Here is an 18,095-nt window from a genome sequence, read left to right on the forward strand (position 1 = left end):
GCGTGGCGTGTACAAGCTTTGGGTTCACATCGGTCATAAAGAACTGACAAACCAGACTGGTAATCCCAAGGGCAATGCCTAGAACCAAGATGGCGCTGTAACCTTGGAGCCTTCCACCAGGCCAGTTCGACACTACTAGAGCCAGCAATGGCACACCGATGAGATTCGTTAAGCTGACAGCACTATTACGAAAAACAAAATACCGCCCCCTCAACCGCTGAGGTACTAACGCCGCCATCCAGCTCAGCCAAGAAGCACGACCGAAAGATTCCAAGAGCTGAGTTACCCAGATTATCGCCAATGTCAACTGCACGAGCTGATGTCCAGCAATATGAAAGGAGCTTCCCAACCAAATTGCTAGTACGAGAATCAGCCACAGCACCCGCGACGGACCGAAAATGCAGATGGAATACCCGTAGCGGCTGTGCATTCGGTCTGCTAAATAGGCTCCGAAGGGTTGGAGCAGATTTACTAGCTGAGGAATAGAGGCGAGCATACCGATTTCTACTGGACCAGCACCCAGATCCAGTAAGAAACTACTAAGCAACGCGCCGCCGATGATGCTGTAAAAAAGCGTACCAAAGACACCTTCGAGAGTTAATGCTCTAAGAGTTGAGCGAGTTTCCGGCTTGGAAAGTTTTAGAGGTGGGTTTGTCAGTAGTACCGTCTCTAATGAGGCTATATCCTCTTGGATTTCCTGATGGGGAAGAGGTTTCGTTTCGAGTAAGCTGCGATCATTTTCTTTTTCGAGCATGTTGGATAGTCAATATTTACTCCCTTCCCAGCAGAAGAATATTTAGCCGAACGTCTAACGCAAAAGCGAGCGCGCAATGCCAGATGCGATCGCTTGCTCTCCAACCATGAAAGCTAATCCGCTACGAACTTGCCTCATCCTGTAGTAAGTTGTACGAGGCGATCGCGCTTGTACAAGTAAAGCCTTGTAGATCGCCTGTCAAACTACGTCGGAATTTCTCGGCTATCTTCTGGCTTCGAGGGCCATCGAACAGTCACAACGGTAGAATCTGTCTCAGCAGACCAATAATGAGCTACCCCCGGCAACCAGAGAACGTAATTGCCCTCACGAGACATTACAAACTCTTGCTCCGGGAATTGAAGGCGAAATCGCCCATTAATCAGGATAGAAAGTGTAGTCGCTTCGATGTTCGTTGCCCACTGCGTTCTGCCGTCTCCAGCTTTATGGACACCCCATTTCACTTCTAGAAGGGGGGTCGAACGAGGGTCATCCGTTGGAGTAATAAAGTGACCCAGGAACCAACCCCATCGATTTGCACCTTCAACACTGGCGTTTCCAAAAACAACGTTAGGCGGCATGAGCTAATTTGTTCCTAAGGGAGAGCAATTGATAGCATTTCGGATTTTTGATGTGTGAAAACCTTGACCAGACATCGTTTCATAAATTCAAATGTGTTACGTCTAACCCCAAATGGTCTGACACCTCTAAATTTTGCTGGACTCAAGTTTGAGCTGAGCTTTGTTTTCGGCTCTTTTCTATAGATAAAACTCTTGTTTTTTGCGTGTTTTAATTGAGAATTTTAAATAAAGTATACTTGAGAGTTTATTAATACATTTGTTTCTATGATTACAAAGTTAATTTTTATGGCAATTAACCTTTGGATAGAGGTTAATCAAGTAACAAAAACCGTATTTTCCTATTAGCCAAAAATTTTTCTTTCAAACTATTTAAACATCTGTCCATTAAGATAATTTATGCAATTTCAAATTGAATGCAACAGTTTATTAAAAAATCATCAAACGTGCTTAACATGCTAAGAGTCGTTTGAGATGAGAGAGGCGAGGGTAATTGTATGCAACGAGAAGGGCGATAGTTATGGGGATATCTGCCCTCACTGTATAGGGATGGGGTTTAATTGGCTCGGGAGTCAACTCCAACAGCTAAGCCGCCGACTAAGCCTGTGACTTGCTAATATAGCAGTTTTCAATGGCTGGCAATAGAGGTCATCTGTAGGGGCACGATATTATTGTGCCCCCTCATTTTTAGGGTAATATAAGCCTAAAATAACGTAAAAAAATATTTTATAAATAACTTCCTTTTAGCTGGAGAAGTATTTTTTCTCCGTTGTCTCCCTTGTTTCTCTTATCCCCTCACTTGCAAGTTCCGGGACTTCCCGTGAAAAGTAAGCTCCATGACGCCGCTGATGCCACTGCCATGCATGAGTTACGATCTCCTTTAGGTTTGGGTATTGAGGATGCCAACCCAAAACGTTTCTAGCTTTATCGCTACTGCCGACTAAAACAGGTGGGTCGCAAGGTCGGCGATCGCATTCCACGATTTTAATGGGTTTTCCTGTTACCTCCTGGGTCGTTTCTATCACTTTTCGGACGGAAAATCCGCTACTATTTCCTAGATTAAATGCCGCATTGTCTCCCCCTTTCAGGAGGTATTCTAAACCTAAAATATGGGCTTGGGCTAAGTCAGCATGCATCACTGCCGAAATGTTGTGGCTTGTGAATAGTTGGTCGAGCAGGGCGCGATCGCTGATATCACCCACAATCAACTTGACCTTTAAGACCTGCTCCACGAGTTCTCGATGCCCATAGGATAGGTTATCCAGAACAATGACCTCGTAGCCTGCCGATTTAAGAGCTAATACAGCGTGGGAGCCAATATATCCCGCTCCCCCTGTTACTAAAATGGTAGATTGACCCTCAGACACGTTTACTCCTTGCTAATCAAAACTCTAAAATTATTGGCGTTCATCGAAATACTGGGACATGGCATTATCAAGGCTGGGGAGTAGCACGCCACGTTCGCTGCCGAGAACGCTGTAGGTTGGTCGAGGAGCGGCAAAACCAAGCTCTCGCGTGGGGCGGGCTTCAATACCAGAGGCATCAACACCAGCCATAGAAGCAGCCAGCCGAGCCAACTGAGCCCACGCGATCGCACTCTTATTAGCCAAGTCCCACAAGCCGCTCTCGCTGTCAATTAACAAATCAAGCGTCGTATGCACCAGAGCCGGGACATAGGTAGGCGAAACCACCGAATCCTCTGCTGCCACGAACGTCTGCCCAGCGCTTAAATGGCGCAGCGCGATGGTAACGAAATTATACTCATCCCACGGCCCAAAGAATGCACTCGTGCGAATCACAAGGGCTGAAGGATGAGCCTTTAAGACCCGCACCTCCGCCTCAACTTTGCTACGTCCATACACATTAAGGGGCGCGACTGCGTTGCTTTCTACATAAGGGGTGGTACAAGCCCCGTCGAACACAAGGTCTGATGAGAAAGTAAGCAGCGGTACTCCCTGCCTCGCCCAGCTAGCAGCGAGAATTGCTGGACCCTCAGCGTTCACGCGCAAGCAGGCATCCACTTCGCGTTCTGCATCATCCACGCGAACATATCCAGCCGCATTCACCACCGCTCACGGATTCAATTCAGTTAACACCGTATCGACGGAGGTAGGGTCAGTAATGTCCATCTCTTGGCGTGTGAGGAGATGGTATTGGATGCCTCGGAGATTGCACAGACGAGCAAAAGCTTTGCCAAGTGTTCCTCTGGCTCCAATAATTACGATTGGACGCCGTGATTTGGGATTTTTATGCTGTGTTTTACCAAAATCTAAAATTTGCTCTTTCCCCAACTCGTTTGGGCGACAAGTTACCGACGGGTAGAACAGCCGCTCAGGTCGATGCCACCACCCAGGTGTGTCAAGTACCGGGTGATTGGGTTTGCGCCCCCTTGTTAATACTGAGTTGCGGTCTAACGTAGAATTTAACAAACCACAGAGGCACAGAGCGCACCGAGGTAAGAGAAAGAGAGAGTTATACCTTTGAATGCAACTTGGTATAAATCGCTGATCATCCGAGCGATCGCCGTGGGTCGGGGGTGTGGGCCACGCAGGTCGAACACCCCTAGCTCGTAGTAACCCTCAGCGCGAGTTACCAGACTATTCCAGTCATAGGCACCCAGCAGAGACCAAGCCGTCACGGCACGCATATCAATACCCTCGTGCCGCAAAGAAACCGCCCCATCCCAAACTTCCTTATGCAGACTCAATTAGTTGCATCATCGAACCCCAAGTGCGCTCCCAAGAAATCTGCTCCAAGAAGGTATCAACGCGAGCTAGCCAGCCTGATGCTTGGGTATCCTCACGCATCGCAGCTTCAGCAGCAGTAACAAACTCTGTAACTGTGTCTGCAATCCGTACTAAGCGTTCCTGCCCGTAGGGACGAACTACATCCTGAATCGAGGTAGAGACAACTGGCTTACTAGCGGCAAGGTACTCTGGTGTTTTGGTCGGGCTAATGAAGCGGGTTGACTCGTTGCGTGCAAACGGCAGCATCGCCAAGTCCCACCCCCCAAGATAAGCAGGCAATTCTTTATAATCTTTACCACCGAGATAATGGATGTTCTCGCGATGCGGCAGCAAGGCGGGATCAATTTTGACAACTGGCCCAATCATGACTAGATGCCAATCCGGTCGTGCTTCGGCAATCCCATCAAGCAGTTCGAGATCCATCCGTTCGTCTATCACCCCATAGAATCCAAGGCGCGGATGGGGAATGTTCGCTTGGTCTGCGGGATCTTGTTTAATGCTTCTCGCCTTTGCAAAATGCGGCACCTCCACACTACTGGGAAATGCGTAGACGTTCTCGTGCTGGTCGCGCTTGGCTTCGTAAAGGCTCTGTCCCCCAGTAAACACTAAGTCTGCACGGCTAAATAGTTCAGCCTCGCGTTCTCTCAAAAAATGTACAGTTTAAAACCACTTAATTGTTCTTGTACTTACCCCGTAAAAAGAATTCTAGGGCTATTTGCCATTTTTCAAATCAGCGCTATCACTTCTCAAAGAATAACCGTTACTATTCCACCTTGCTTCTATCGCAGGAATAAAACTATTTATGTCTTAAGGCTCAGCTTATATTAATATTATTAGTACAGATTGATACAATTTAAAGTTACAGCGTGGGTTCTAACGAATGACTCAATTGAACGAAAGAAAACCCTTTAAGGCGCAGTAGGTCAATTATTACTGAGCTCAGCCAACCACTTGTTAGTATCAAGAATTACAGAAGGATTTAACAAGAAATCTATCCTTGAGTTAGAGGGTGAGGAAAAATGTGTCGGTTACTTTGCTGATCAAAGACAACAAATGAAGCTGTAGTTATTTTGTTAATTCTATAGATAGAAGTGGGAATAAAGAGGAAGCAGTATTCTTGCTTAATACACAAAAATTGTTCTATTCAAAATAATCTTCCAAAGAAATAATATTAGATTCGGCTGAGTAAGAGAAATTTAGGTAATTTCAGTAGACTTAAAACGTGGGCGATAGAGAAGCGCTGTTGCTTACAGCAGATCGCCAAAAAATAGTACTTGACGATACCGTTTTCTGGGGAAGGTGCAAAAGCTGTTTGTCTGTGAGAGGTAGTTGCAGTCACAGCCAAACTAATACTCCTATGACTTAAAAATATTTTTACTTATTTTATTGTTGTTCTGAAACTCGAATAATGAACTACCCCGTTTAAGAAGCCTCGCATGAGCGAGGAATGAGTGACTACTTGTTCAAATCTTTGCTTCTCAGGAATCCGAGGATACAAAAACTAAAAAGTATTTGTGACAAAAAAATTAGTAAAAATTTATGTACACGAGGAAGAAGCCCAAGACGTGCGTCTTAGTATCCCCCGTTATATTCCTCTACCGTGTAGGCAGTAAGCTATATTCCCCAGGGAAGCTGTGACAAAATGTGAATTATTTAAAAATCTTATTGCCAAATATTTCTCTAGGTTGCAAAGTGTTGAGAAGTAGATCTTTCCCTTGAACGATGCTTAGCGACTAGCTCACTGCTTATTGTTCAAAGGGACTTCTTTTGTACACGCCGAGAGCTTTAGCCGATCAATTACCCAGCATGGTTAGAACAACCGTCGATCGCATCCTAGAAGAGACAAGACCCCTTTCAGCCCTAGACGTTTCAGACAACAGAGCCTTACCTGAGGTAGTCATTCCAACTCCGCCTCTCTCCATTGCCAAGAAATCGGTTCGGACGACGCTCCAGGCATCTACCTTAGATGGTGTCTTTGCCACATTTTTTGGCAGCGTCACGACCGGTGTGCTATTGACCAACTTTTTGCTGGAACTGGGGGCGACAAGCGTGGAAATTGGCTTACTGTCGTCAATTCCCATGTTTGTCAACTTGCTGCAACCCCTAGGAGCCTATCTCGGCGATCGCACGACGAGCCGCCACTGGTACAGTATTTTAATTTTTGGCTCGTCACGGTTTTTGTGGGTCATTCTATTGCTATTAATGATGGGGGTGAGTGACTCCCCAACCGAACGCCACCAGCTTCTCATGTGGACGTTAGGAATTGTCTTTGTCACCCATATCTTGGGTTCACTGGGTAGTGCTTCTTGGTTCAGTTGGATGGCGGCATTGGTTCCCCGACGTTTGCGGGGGCGCTATTTCGGCGTTCGCAATAGTGCCGCCAATTTGATGAATCTGATCGGCGTGCCGTTAATGGGATGGGGAGTTTCAACCTGGAAAGGTGGGGCGATTCAAGGTTACGGCATTGTTTTATCTTTAGGCATTGTCGCCGGTTTGCTGAGTTTGGTCTTTCAGTGGTTCATGATTGATGTGAATCCCCAAGCACCCATCCCAGAGAGTAAAGATGTTGCTCGTCGTGACTCAACTGAATCCCCATCGCGGTGGTTTAAGGATACCAACTTCTTGATATTTCTGCTCTACTTCGGTAGCTGGACGTTTGCGGTTAATCTGAGTGTGCCGTTTTACTCCCTCTACATGTTGGATAATCTACATCTCGATGTTGGTTTAGTCACACTTTACGGCAGCTTAACGGCTGGAGCGAATCTGCTAATGCTGATGGTGTGGGGGAAGTTGGCGGATCGGATTGGCAATCGACCCCTTCTACTGGGTATAGGTATTTTGGTGGCGGTAACGCCTCTTTTTTGGCTAGCGACTGGATCGAACCCAGCTTCCCTGTGGATCGGGTTACCCCTGATTCATGTGCTGCGGGGTAGTACTTGGGCGGCGATCGATCTATGTATTCATAATATGCAGATGAGTGTTGCACCTTTGCGAAGTCAATCTGGTTATTTTGCGATCGCAGCTGCAATTACGGGGGTGAGTGGAGCACTGGGAACCACAGCAGGAGGGTTTCTTGCTCAACTACCGAGTATCGGTGGCTTAGCTGGCTTATTTGCTCTTTCTGCGGTTTTACGATTGCTTGCCTTGTTGCCGTTGGTATTTGTCCGGGAACATCGCTCTCAGCCATTGATTCATGCATGGCGTGAAGTTCAGTTAGCGTTTGGTTTATCGTTCAATCGTGTTCGCAAAAATAACTTACTTTTAGGTTTAAAACCACAAGCTGTGCTGATTCAAGCTGTAGGATTAGCAAATCGCCTTAAGTAGAGTAGAGATAAACTGATTCCTCGCAACTATTGAGAACTTTATGAATGAATATTGATTAGACCTGTTTTGAAAGTCAATTTTCGCCCCCCCAGCTCCTCAAATTATGAAAGTGCTGGCCAACGCCAAGGCGGAAAAACGGGTTAGAGTAATACTTGGTTGCGTAGTGCTTTGGTGCAGGCCGCTAATGCCGCTGTCCGATGTAAAAACTCTTACCTGAGTGCTGTGTACCGTCGTTTAGTTGCACGACGTGGACACCGAAAGGCAATTGTGGCTGTAGCTCATCGCATTGAAACACGTTCTCCTACCGGATAAAGAACCTCTAAATATTACAGAATTTCTGCAACTGGTGGTGCAGCGGCTAAGCGGTTTGCCATCGCTAACAACTTGTGCGCGATTGCCCTGGCTGGGAAAGCGATCGGCCTTGACACTCAAGACAGTTTATTAAGCGCATCTTTACAGAGAATTGGTATCAGAACCTAGAGAGTACAGGCGATTGCGCTGATTCTTCCTGGAGGAGCGATCGCATTCTTGAAAGACGAGGATGAGAAAACAGGCTTTTCATCATTTATTAAGTCCGCAGAGCATAGCATCTCTGCAACAATGTTTTCACCCACTTCGACTTGCACCATAAAACTACAGCGATGGAAAAACCCTTCAGACTGATCTTCTCCAACGGACGTGAAGCCGCCGCCATTCGACCCTCTGTGCCCACAGAATTATCCGTTGCACTCAACCAGATAGGGCTTCAGAAGTCGCGTCCTATTTTAGTGGTTGTGGGAGGTGCCAGTTACATCAGTGAAGCTGAGTTCTTACGCATCCAACAGTTGTTTATCAAAGTGTTAGCCCCTATTGCTGAAAAGTTAGGCGCTTATGTGGTGGATGGGGGTACGGATGCGGGTGTGATGCAGCTGATGGGTAAGGCTCGTAGCCAAATCGCTGGGACATTTCCCCTAATTGGTGTCGCTCCGGAAGGAAAAGTGGCGCTTCCCAATCAGCTCACCCCTGCTGAGGATGCCACACCCTTAGAGCCTCACCATACCCATTTTGTCTTGATTCCTGGGAACGAGTGGGGGGATGAATCACCTTGGATTGTTCGCGTTGCTACAGTGCTAGCGAATGGTGATCCCTCCGTAACCGTGCTGCTTAACGGTGGGGAAGTTACGTTTAAAGATGCCTTTCAGAGTATTATTGCAGGGCGGTTGGTCATCGTAATTGCAGGTAGTGGAAGGACGGCAGATAAGATAGCAGACGCCTTGGATGGGAAAGGAACTGATCAGCGAGCTATAGAATTAGCTGACTCCGGCTTGGTGCGAGACATCAACTTAGAAGAAGGCTTCGATTATCTGGCACAAGCCATTCAGGAGCTGCTTTCAACTCCGGACTCAAGAATGCCAAACCAAGATGCTGATCAGCATGTCAGGTAGCCCTGCCTATCCCACCATCAAATCCTCATTATTTATTACTTGACGAACGTCCACTCCAACACCTTAATGGGTGCTTTCTGAAGTGCTTGTGTGAGTTCCTCGTTATCTTTAAAGGTGACTTGCTCCAGGTAAGAGGCTTCAACATTAACCGTAAAAGGTTCCTCTTCAAAAGGCCAAGGTTTCACGATAACCGTTTCATCACTCCGTTGTAGTACGTCGAAGCGTTTGCCATCTGGCCCTTTCGCGATTTCTAATGCCCGTTCACCCACGGGTAAGTGGCGCTGGCAAAGAATGAGTGAGAGGCGATCAAACATCTGCATAAAAGCGTAGGCGTCCTCAACGTCCTTCTTCGTCAGCTTTAACTCTTTGCGCCAATGCTCTTGATGTTTTAGTTGCTCATCCAGAAAGCGATCCATTTCAGCTGACTCGCCGCGTTTGCCTTCGTTGAGAAAGCTCATGTGCTTCGAGATGAGCAATGCCACCCACCGTCCCCGGTATAGGGCATTTTTCGTCAGTTCTCTCAGCTTTTCCATAGAGGTTGATTTGTCAAGGGTAAAGTCTAAGGGTGTACCCGCCGGAGTGAGTTGGTTCCCTTCCCATTCCTTTTCCAAATCATCGTGATGGGAAATTGCCGCGAGCGTCTCATATAAGCGAACGGGGGAATTTTTTCTGTTCCAATGTCCCGCCAGTTGAGCCGCCAGCAAAGCGTGGGCGCGATGATAAATCACTTCCCAACCCTTCTCATCTTGGTTAACAATCACAGAGTTTTCATGCTCCTTCAAAAAATGCACAGTATTGAATTGTTAACATTTCCAGGGTTGAGTTCCCATCTCTCTACAGGATGGGGAAGGGTAGCTATTAGTCTTGATTCAATCGTTGACGCGCTGCTTCTAAAAGCAGGCGTTGTTCAGCACGAGCGATCGCATTGTGGGTGCGTTCAACCTCATTAATATCTACAGAAATAGAAGTAATCCCCCACTGGACTAACGAATCAATTAAGTCAGGATACTGAGCTGGTGCCTGACCACAAATTGAGCAGGGAATACCCGTCTTCCTGGCTGATTCAATGAGTTGTTTCAGGGCTCGCCGAACCGCGAGATGATTTCCAGTTAGGGAGGAACCTAACTGTTCGCGATCGCGATCAGTCGCGAGCAATAATTGAGTTAAATCGTTTGTACCAATCGAGATGCCCTGAACCCCAGCTTTGACGTAATCTGCAAGGAGAAACAGCACCGAAGGAACCTCTGCCATAATCCAGAGCTGGAAATGGGGATTATCTGTTAGTCCAGCCTGTTCAACCCGGCGGCGGCAAAAACTAAACTCTTCAACGGTACGAACAAAAGGCAGCATCAAATTGACGTTGGTGTAGCCGATTTGGTGAACCTGCTTTAAAGCTCTCAGTTCTAAATCAAAGCAGGTGGGATCATCCAAATAGCGAAGTGTGCCGCGTCGCCCCACTATGGGATTTAGTTCCGGTTCTGATGGTGAGGTGGTACCTGTAAGCCCTTGCAATTCATGCGATCGCCAATCCAATGAGCGATAAAATACAGGTCGTGGTGTCAGGGCTGTGGCAAACTGAAGGATATGATGGGCAAGGCGTGTAACCAACTCATCCCTACGTTCCTGCCTCAACCAAACACTGAGGGGATGATTTTCCAGGGCATTTAGCATCATGAGTTCCGAACGCAATAACCCAACGCCATCCACTGGCAGCCCAACAATTCTTTCCACAGAGTTGGGTTGGCTCAGATTGACGAATAATTGAGTAGCAATCGGGTATTGATGATACAGGGTGAGAGATTGAGCATTGATCATAGGGGATTTCCCCTCGCTGCTATGGTGAGAACCCAGCCGATGGATTTCTCCCTGATCACCATCCACGAAGAGAAACTCGTCACTTTGAATGAGTTGGGTAATACCCCTAGCGCTTACGACGGCTGGGATACCTAGTTCTCTAGCAATAATTGCAGCATGGCTTGTCATACCTCCCCGTTCTGTCACGATACCGGCTGCTGACTTGATCCAAGGAAGCCAGTCAGGAGAGACGATGGGGGCAACCAAAATTCTTCCTGGGTGTAGCCCGTCCAGATTTTTGTCCTCACCATTGAGAACTTGGGCGAGTGCCGTGACTCGTCCTGCCGCTGCCGGTAGTCCTCTAACGATCTGAGGTGTGAGACGTTGGGTTGGAGGTTGAGTAGACATGGAAATCTTAGAGCTAACAGCTCTGGGTTGAGGGACAAATTGTGTCAGATACAGCTGGGGTTCTGAATTTCCAGGGGGTTGACAAAGTGCCCATTCTAAAGTAAAGGTTTGAGTTTGTTCAGCGGCTAAGTGCTGGGATAGCTCAACCAGCTGTTTGAGGTATTTCTCGTCTAAAGCGTACTGTTTTTGTTGCTCCTCGCTAAGCACATAAGCCTGTAATCCACTCTCAGTGGGAAGGCCAGACTCTTGCTTGTTCCTAATATGATAGGCACGGATTTTGCTTCCCAGGAGTGAGGAGAGGACAGTGCCGCTGTCCACCTGCAATTGATAGGAGTCTGGAAACACTTCCCCCTTGGTAATGGCTTCTCCAATGCCCCAGGTGGCTTGGACTTTCCACTCATTCGCGTTAGCCTCAAATGTTCCAGATGCGATCGCGTCCCAACGCGGTTGCACCAATACAGCCAAATTCAGCTGGTGGAACTTGATGGCGTTACGCTGCCAATAAAACAAGCTTCTGGCGCGAAAAAGTTCTCCCCAAACTCGTTTTAAGGAGAGGATGAGAGCATCTGGCTGACTATAACAAGTGTGGGATTCTAAAATCCCAAACGGTAGGGTGTTGCCTGTATTTAGGTTCCCAAGCACAGCGGATAAGGGTCGCGTTCGAGGCTGGGGATCGGAAGCCGAATAGGGGGCTGGACTGTCTTTTAGTCGTAGCGAAGGAGAGGGGTGCAAACTAACGACCGATGTGGCTAGAGCTTCAGCTGCCTTTAAGAGTGATGTTGTCCATGTAGGTGGCAAAGCACCATTAGCGATCGCTTTACGAATGCGTTGAGCAACATGCTGCAACTGGACTGGATTATCTACATCCACATGAAACGAAGAAAGGGGCAAATCGGCTAATAGAGGTTCCGACTCGCCCAAAAACTGGATAAATTTCCAAAATGCGCTAGTCGGAACCACAAAACCAGGCACTACCGGATAACCACTCTGCCAAAGCTGACTTAAGTGGAAAGCTTTATGGCCCACTAAGGGGAGGTCTGAGGGTTGAATGCGATCGAGCCAGTAAAGATTATCCAAAATTAGACTTCAGGAGGTCTTAGTTAGTGGGAATGGCTAGTAATCAAACGTCTACTAACTTAATTGAAAATAGCATCCCACCCCCTATCTCCCTCCTCGCCTGCGAGGAGGGGTTTATTTTTTATTCCTGCTGGTGTACGCCGTTGCGAAGGACTACTAACGACTTATGACCAACAATTCTCAACCCGTGTTTCGCATTCCGGCGGCAATCCCGTTGATGGTCAACAGTGCCCCCCGTAGTAACTCGCCTTTGCTGTACCGCGAGTGGACGACAGTTCCCGAGGCCGTCTGGTTGCCGTGCTGGCGTAGGCGTTTGAGCAACGAGACCTGTAAAAATCCCAAGGGGACAATTGTGCCGTTGCGCAGCTGCACCGATCGCTGTAACTCTGGGTCGCCATCTAACAGTCGTTTGTGGCCTGCGATCGAGAGGATTAAATCGCGGGTTAGGTTGAATTCGCTAGCAATCTGGTCAAACAAACGCTCAAAGCGTTCAATATTGTCTGGACTTGACAATTCGCGCACATAGTGGTGAGCCATTTGCAGATCGACCTTGGACAAGGTCATCTCCACTTTGGAAACAACCATTTTGAAGAACGGCCACTTGAAGTAGAAATAGCGCAGTAGCTTTAAATTCTCCTCCGGATCTTCATCGAGAAAGCCTTTGAGGGCTGTACCCACACCATACCAGCTTGGGAGTAGAAAGCGGGTTTGAGTCCAGCTAAACACCCAAGGAATCGCCCGGAGACTGGAGAAATCTTTCTTACCCCCCCGACGGGCAGGGCGAGAGCTGATTTGCAATTGGCTAATTTCTTGGATAGGCGTGATTTCATGAAAGAAATCGAGAAGGTCGGGTTGTTCGTAAATTAGGTCACGATAATGAGAACGCGATCGCGTCGCCAACTCTTCCATAATTTGCGTCCAAGGCTCAATATCATCAAACCCCGTGCGCAGCAAGCTCGCTTGAATCACCGCTGTTGTTACCGTTTCCAAGTGATAAAGAGCCAGTTCTGGGAGAGAGTACTTAGACGCCAGGACTTCCCCTTGTTCGGTAATCTTAATTCGCCCATTAATACTATGAACCGGTTGTGCGAGGATAGCTTCATACGCTGGGCCACCTCCACGACCCACAGAGCCACCACGTCCGTGAAAGATGCGTAAGGCTACACCGTACTCCTCCGCAATTTTCTGGAGTGCTTTCTGCGCCTTGTGGATTTCCCAGTTGCTACTCAAGAAACCAGAATCCTTATTACTGTCCGAGTAGCCCAACATCACCTCTTGGAGATTGGGAGTTAGGGTTGAAGGTTGAGGGTTATCTGAGCAACTTTCAACTTGTAACCTGCTAACTTTCAACTCTTCATAGCCTCCAGCAAGGCAGGCGCGATAAAGCGGTAGCTCGAACAGAGATTTCATCACGGCTGGAGCACGCTTCAAGTCTTCCACCGTTTCAAACAGCGGTACTACCTGAATGCTGCTTTTGCCCGTTGCTGGATCGTAGACACCCGCTTCCTTTGCTAGCAATAGCACTTCCAAAATGTCGCTGGCATCGTGGCTCATGCTGATGATGTAGGTCTGGCAGACTTGAGAACCAAACTCTTGTTGCAACTGCCGCAACATCCGGAAGGTCTCAATAGCCTCGCTAGTTTTCTCGGAAAAGGGCGCTTCAGTAGGAATTAGGGGGCGTCGCGTCTTTAACTCAGCCGTCAGCCACTGGGTACGCTCAGCTTCTGATAGCTCATTGTAGGGCTTAGGCAAAATTTGCAGGTACTCGGCTATTTCATTGAGAGTATCTGAGTGACGACTGCTTTCCTGGCGAATATCTAGGTGAGCCAGGTTAAAGCTATAAATTTCTACTTGACAGATTAGATTTTCCAGCTCCTGACAGCTTAACCCCGTCTCGGCGATGCTGCGCTCAATCAACCGCAGTTCTGCTAAAAAGTCGGCTCCAGAGCGGTAAACACCAGAACTTATGCTTTCGCTCAGGTCTTGTTGGAGGGACTTCCCATTGTAAAAATTGTAAAGCTGTCGATTGCGATCGCGCGTGTTTTCCAACCGTTGCTGCACATAGGAGAGCTTAAGTCGATAAGGCTCTTGTCGGTAGCGGATTGCCAGTTGCTCATACAACTCTGGCATTTGGGCTCGGTCTTGTTCTAGAGAGTCCAGCAACTCCGGTAAAACATCACTCCAGTGCAACGAAAGACTCAACAAATTGATCAGACTTCCTACCGACTGGATATACTTTTCTAGCACCAACCCGCGCTGATAGCAAGCTGTTTGCCAGGTCACTTGGGGCGTTACAGAAGGATTCCCATCCCGGTCTGATCCGACCCAAGAGCCAAACTTGCAGAAGTTGTGAACCGGAGGTTTTAACCACGGGAAAGACGCATTTAAGGACTGCTTCAGGCGATGATAGAGTTGGGGAATTGCCTCAAATAGCACTTCCTGAAAATAATGGAGTGTGTAATCAACCTCATCCAGTACGGTCGGCTTGAATTGATGTAACTCATCCGTGCGCCACCAGAGCCGAATCTCCTCTGTCAGTTGTTCGCTATAGCCCTCTACCTCCCAAGACGAGGTCAAACCCAAAGCTCTAGACGCTTCCTCCGCTTGGTCTAGCTGTTTCAGGATTCTCGCAATGCGTCGCTGTTTAGCCCGAATCGTATGGCGGGTAATTTCTGTGGGGTGAGCCGTGAATACTAACCGAACATCCAGATTTTCAATCATCCGCTGAATGTGCTGAGGTGGCACATTCAGCTGTTGCAAGTGAGGAAATAACCAGTGAAATGTACCGACTTCTCGTTTGGAGGTACCGATTTCCTGCCAGCTTCTTTCTAGAAAATCGGCATTGGGGTCAGAATTTTGAGCTTCTCCCCCTACCGCCTTGCTAGAACTCATACCCGATTTTCCATTTGTTTTCGGGTTAGGCGGCGCAGGGGGATTTGCATTGGGAGCATTGCAAGTGGCACGTCGGGAGAGCTGTTGAGTACGTTGCTCGTAATGCTGCTCAACAATGTTGATCAGCTGAAAGTAAAGAGCGAAAGCTCGTGACGCCCGGATAGCCGCATTGAGGTCGAGCTTTTCGATTACCTTAGAGACAGATGATGCAGGTAAGTCGGTGGCTTGTCCCTCTGGCGAACACAAGTCCCGTAGTTGTTTGAGCAGATCAACAAGTTCCTGACCGCATTCGGATAGGAGAACAGACTCCCACAAATCTTCTACCACTTTGAGACGATGGCGCAGAAACAATTCGGAGGTAGAAGAGGCAGCAATATCCTGATCAGACGAGTGGATGAGGGAGCTCATAAAAACCTCTTTGCAGTTCGGAAACCCACTCCCCTTCTAGGGGGTGGTAGGAGAACGATAACGCGGCGTTTCGCCGCCTTTTCCAAGCAAGCCTTTCGCCTCACAGTGGCTAACTGTTCACTCTCCAGTCGCACCCTGGAGCAGAGGCTACCGATAAACGATCGCCTCGGTAGGGCGATTACATCTCCCCGTTGGGGGTAAGGTGAACTGTTGACTCACGCCCTCTGCTAGCGTGACACTAACGTTGGACTAAGTCCCACCAACCGCGAGGTTAAAGATGATCCATTGTAGGGTGTTAGTCCCTCCCCGCGTCGTTCACAGGTAACTAAACAACCTATGTATGACAAACTCCACTGCCCGTCTTACCTGTAGCTCAATTAGGGAAAGATTTTCCCAGAGACTGGAGCGGCAGGTTTACAACGCCTATAAAGGCGCTGATTACAAAGGATGAAATTTTTTTTCTAGCCCTGTGCATCCTCAACCTCCGCCACTCTCCCCAAAGAGTAAACTTTACTCCTGAGTTGCTGAGTCTGGGAAGTGCAGAACTGGTAAACGCTCACCGCGAAACACTTCCTCGCTGCTGATGCCTGTACTTTGAAGCCAGGAGAAAATCGCGTCAGTCGCGAGAACGCCAAGAAGTAGGGGGCCAACCGCTAAACTTAATAAGAATTCGGTTGGCATCCGCGAGCTAGAGAGGTTCGCGGCTGTCGTTTCTGAGAGATTGCTGTTATAAGAGGACATGGATGAAGTAAAAAATAGCAATACTGAACTGAGGTCAGTGAGCTGGCTAGCGCCACCCACCTCGTGCAAATATCCTAGCGCTGCCTGACCCAGAAAGGAATTAGGCTTAGCAAGAAAGATGAAAGATTTCTCTAACCCCTAGTCCCAATCTCCAGTCCCCAGCCCCTAGTTCTCAGTTTCTAGTCCCCAGAAAGGCTATTTAGATGTATTTTGATGAAGTAATTGTGCTTACCTGCTTGGTTATTCCCGCTGGTAATGCTGAGCGGTTCAAAAAAAGCTATAAGTATGCTTAAACCGGGTGTGCAATTACTCAAGGAAAAATCATTAGATCCTTTATCAGTCCAGGTGACACGCTTGTAATGTTGGATGTCGATCAGCATACCCCAAAGGCTCGTTCGTCCTCGCTTGCCCAATGGGTATCCGGTGCAATCGGGCAACCGGGGGTACGCCTCCGAGTCCGTTTAGGAGGAAATAACCTGCACATTCTGTGTGAGAGCCGCCAGAGTTTAGACGCGAAGACGGTGGTGAATCGTTTGCTCAATGCGCTCGGAAGTCGGGAGGCGGGAGAAGCATTTCCGATAGACCCGGAAAACCCCGTCTACCAAATCATTATCTATGGGCGCACTTTGGGACACGATCGCCCCGATTGGATTAAGCAAATTAGGCTCAAGCCGCCCGTAACCCAGGGCAGTAAAACGGCTCAGGCAACGGCTGAGCCTGGGGTTGGGCCTGCAACACCTGAGGAGGAGTTAAGGGTTTCTCACGAAAGTCTCGCTCGTTCTGGCTCACCCGAAGCCATTGGTCGTTACCTCAGTGAATCGCTGAGTTCCCTGGGAGTCAGGGTTAAGGTACTCATCCAGACCCTTCCTGAAGCAACGACTAAACCCACAAATGCTACCCATTTCGCCACAACCGAGGAGTCTGGTGACTCACCAGATACCTTTCCCTTCGATGCGGACGCTTCAATTCCCAACCGCCGTCTTTGGGTGATTTGTAATTCTGACTACAGTCCGGATGCGTCTGTGCTGGCTGAGCCAGTGATTCAGCAGTTGCGTTCCTTGCGGCTCCAAGGGTTCCGGGATGCGGCAATTTGTAGTCAAGTGAGTGGGGAAACCTCTCCGGAATGGATGCTGCGGGTGGATTTGACGCCTGCGGAAGAAATGCTCAGGGAATGGGCTCGTTGGGGAGATGTGCAGGCGATCGCACGGTCTGTGAACCAGGCGATCTTGAAAGCGGGAATGGAAGTGCGAGCGGTTCTCAAAGACGCGACCTTGCATTTATTTTGTAGCCCTTTGGTCGCCCAGTCCAGCACTGTCCCAGATAAGCAAACGGCAGTCAGTGCGATCGCGGATGTGTTGGAAGCGATCAGTCCTCAAGGTATCCAAGCCGCTACGGTTTATGGTGTCGAAGCTTCAGATCGTACCCTGTCTCCAGAGCAAGAAAAGCCAGTCTGGATTGAGTGGCTAAATTTATCTACCGCCAACAATCCAACTTTAGGAGAATCGGCCTTGTCCTTAGCCCAAAAAGGACATCAGGGGGCTGTCACCTTTCTGCTCGAACGGTTACTCAATCCCGACCTGGATCGACGTTTGGCAACAGGGGGAATTCATCTAAAACTTCGCCGCAAGCAAGACTTGTTGCACATCATGAGCGAGGCGCCCATCTGTCCGCCCCAAGCTCAGGTGGCTCCTCCCATCGCCCGGTTCCTGCGTCAACTGGCAGTTCCCGGAATCGCTGGAGTGCGTATCTACGGACGCCGTGCCGGTTCCACCTCCCCGGCGTGGAACTATGGGGTTGATTTCGTCCAACGCCAGCGTTTGGTGCCCGAAGCCACTCCAGAATTTGCCGCCTCCGATGCCTATGTGAATGAATTGGTGGCTCCCACAGGGGAACCTGTTCTGCGTCCAGATGTCACGAAAGAAGACCTTGAAGATGGGCTGAGGCAAACTCT

Annotated in this window: 12 protein-coding genes and 3 pseudogenes; 4 read left to right on the forward strand and 11 right to left on the reverse strand. The window is 48.5% G+C overall.

The window, feature by feature from the left end; translation table 11 throughout:
• The 6 genes and pseudogenes from V6C93_RS15195 to V6C93_RS15220 form a co-directional block, all read right to left on the reverse strand.
• Positions 1-754: MFS transporter (locus V6C93_RS15195; protein WP_333477509.1), on the reverse strand; the 754-nt coding region annotated here is incomplete at its 3' end.
• Between the two features lie 203 nt (positions 755-957).
• Complete coding sequence (locus tag V6C93_RS15200) at positions 958-1,332, reverse strand: hypothetical protein (protein WP_333477510.1); 375 nt, start codon at positions 1,330-1,332, stop codon at positions 958-960.
• 740 nt (positions 1,333-2,072) lie between these two features.
• Complete coding sequence (locus V6C93_RS15205; protein WP_333477511.1) at positions 2,073-2,696, reverse strand: GDP-mannose 4,6-dehydratase; 624 nt, start codon at positions 2,694-2,696, stop codon at positions 2,073-2,075.
• A gap of 30 nt (positions 2,697-2,726) precedes the next feature.
• Positions 2,727-3,725, reverse strand: a pseudogene (locus V6C93_RS15210) (SDR family oxidoreductase); the annotation flags it as partial.
• Between the two features lie 26 nt (positions 3,726-3,751).
• Positions 3,752-4,036, reverse strand: a complete 285-nt coding sequence (locus V6C93_RS15215) for a hypothetical protein (protein ID WP_333477512.1) — start codon at positions 4,034-4,036, stop codon at positions 3,752-3,754.
• Positions 4,026-4,724 (reverse strand): annotated as a pseudogene (locus V6C93_RS15220) (glycosyltransferase); the annotation flags it as partial. The pseudogene V6C93_RS15220 and the gene V6C93_RS15215, both read right to left, overlap by 11 nt.
• Positions 4,725-5,882: 1,158 nt before the next feature.
• Between V6C93_RS15220 and V6C93_RS15225 the strand changes: the two are divergent.
• Together V6C93_RS15225 and V6C93_RS15230 are read left to right on the forward strand one after the other, a co-directional pair.
• Positions 5,883-7,400, forward strand: a complete 1,518-nt coding sequence (locus V6C93_RS15225; protein WP_414644182.1) for an MFS transporter — start codon at positions 5,883-5,885, stop codon at positions 7,398-7,400.
• Positions 7,401-7,686: 286 nt separating this feature from the next.
• On the forward strand, positions 7,687-7,845 hold the full coding sequence (locus V6C93_RS15230) for a hypothetical protein (RefSeq protein WP_333477515.1): 159 nt from the start codon (positions 7,687-7,689) through the stop codon (positions 7,843-7,845).
• 31 nt (positions 7,846-7,876) lie between these two features.
• Here V6C93_RS15230 and V6C93_RS15235 read toward each other — a convergent pair whose 3' ends face one another.
• The gene (locus tag V6C93_RS15235) at positions 7,877-8,029 is read right to left on the reverse strand and encodes a hypothetical protein (protein ID WP_333477516.1); all 153 of its coding nucleotides are present in this window, start codon (positions 8,027-8,029) and stop codon (positions 7,877-7,879) included.
• 12 nt (positions 8,030-8,041) lie between these two features.
• On the opposite strand from V6C93_RS15235, the gene V6C93_RS15240 reads away from it, so the two are divergent.
• A complete protein-coding gene (locus V6C93_RS15240) occupies positions 8,042-8,824 on the forward strand; it encodes a hypothetical protein (protein ID WP_333477517.1) in 783 nt (260 codons plus the stop codon).
• Positions 8,825-8,859: 35 nt separating this feature from the next.
• On the opposite strand, the gene V6C93_RS15245 is transcribed toward V6C93_RS15240, so the two are convergent.
• The 4 genes from V6C93_RS15245 to V6C93_RS15260 all read right to left on the reverse strand — a co-directional run bounded on the left by V6C93_RS15245 (position 8,860) and on the right by V6C93_RS15260 (position 16,144).
• Positions 8,860-9,585 carry a DUF3891 family protein gene (locus V6C93_RS15245; protein ID WP_333477518.1) on the reverse strand — a complete coding sequence of 242 codons (726 nt, stop codon included), beginning with the start codon at positions 9,583-9,585 and terminating at the stop codon, positions 8,860-8,862.
• A gap of 97 nt (positions 9,586-9,682) precedes the next feature.
• Entirely contained in the window at positions 9,683-12,103 is a 2,421-nt protein-coding gene (locus V6C93_RS15250) for a putative PEP-binding protein (RefSeq protein WP_333477519.1), read from the reverse strand.
• Between the two features lie 180 nt (positions 12,104-12,283).
• Complete coding sequence (ppc, locus tag V6C93_RS15255) at positions 12,284-15,403, reverse strand: phosphoenolpyruvate carboxylase (RefSeq protein WP_333477520.1); 3,120 nt, start codon at positions 15,401-15,403, stop codon at positions 12,284-12,286.
• A gap of 510 nt (positions 15,404-15,913) precedes the next feature.
• A complete protein-coding gene (locus V6C93_RS15260) occupies positions 15,914-16,144 on the reverse strand; it encodes a hypothetical protein (protein ID WP_333477521.1) in 231 nt (76 codons plus the stop codon).
• Positions 16,145-16,503: 359 nt separating this feature from the next.
• On the opposite strand from V6C93_RS15260, the pseudogene V6C93_RS15265 reads away from it, so the two are divergent.
• Positions 16,504-18,095: pseudogene (locus tag V6C93_RS15265) on the forward strand (DUF1574 domain-containing protein); the annotation flags it as partial.

The sequence above is a fragment of the Allocoleopsis sp. genome (genome assembly GCF_036703385.1).
GTDB lineage: Bacteria > Cyanobacteriota > Cyanobacteriia > Cyanobacteriales > Coleofasciculaceae > Allocoleopsis.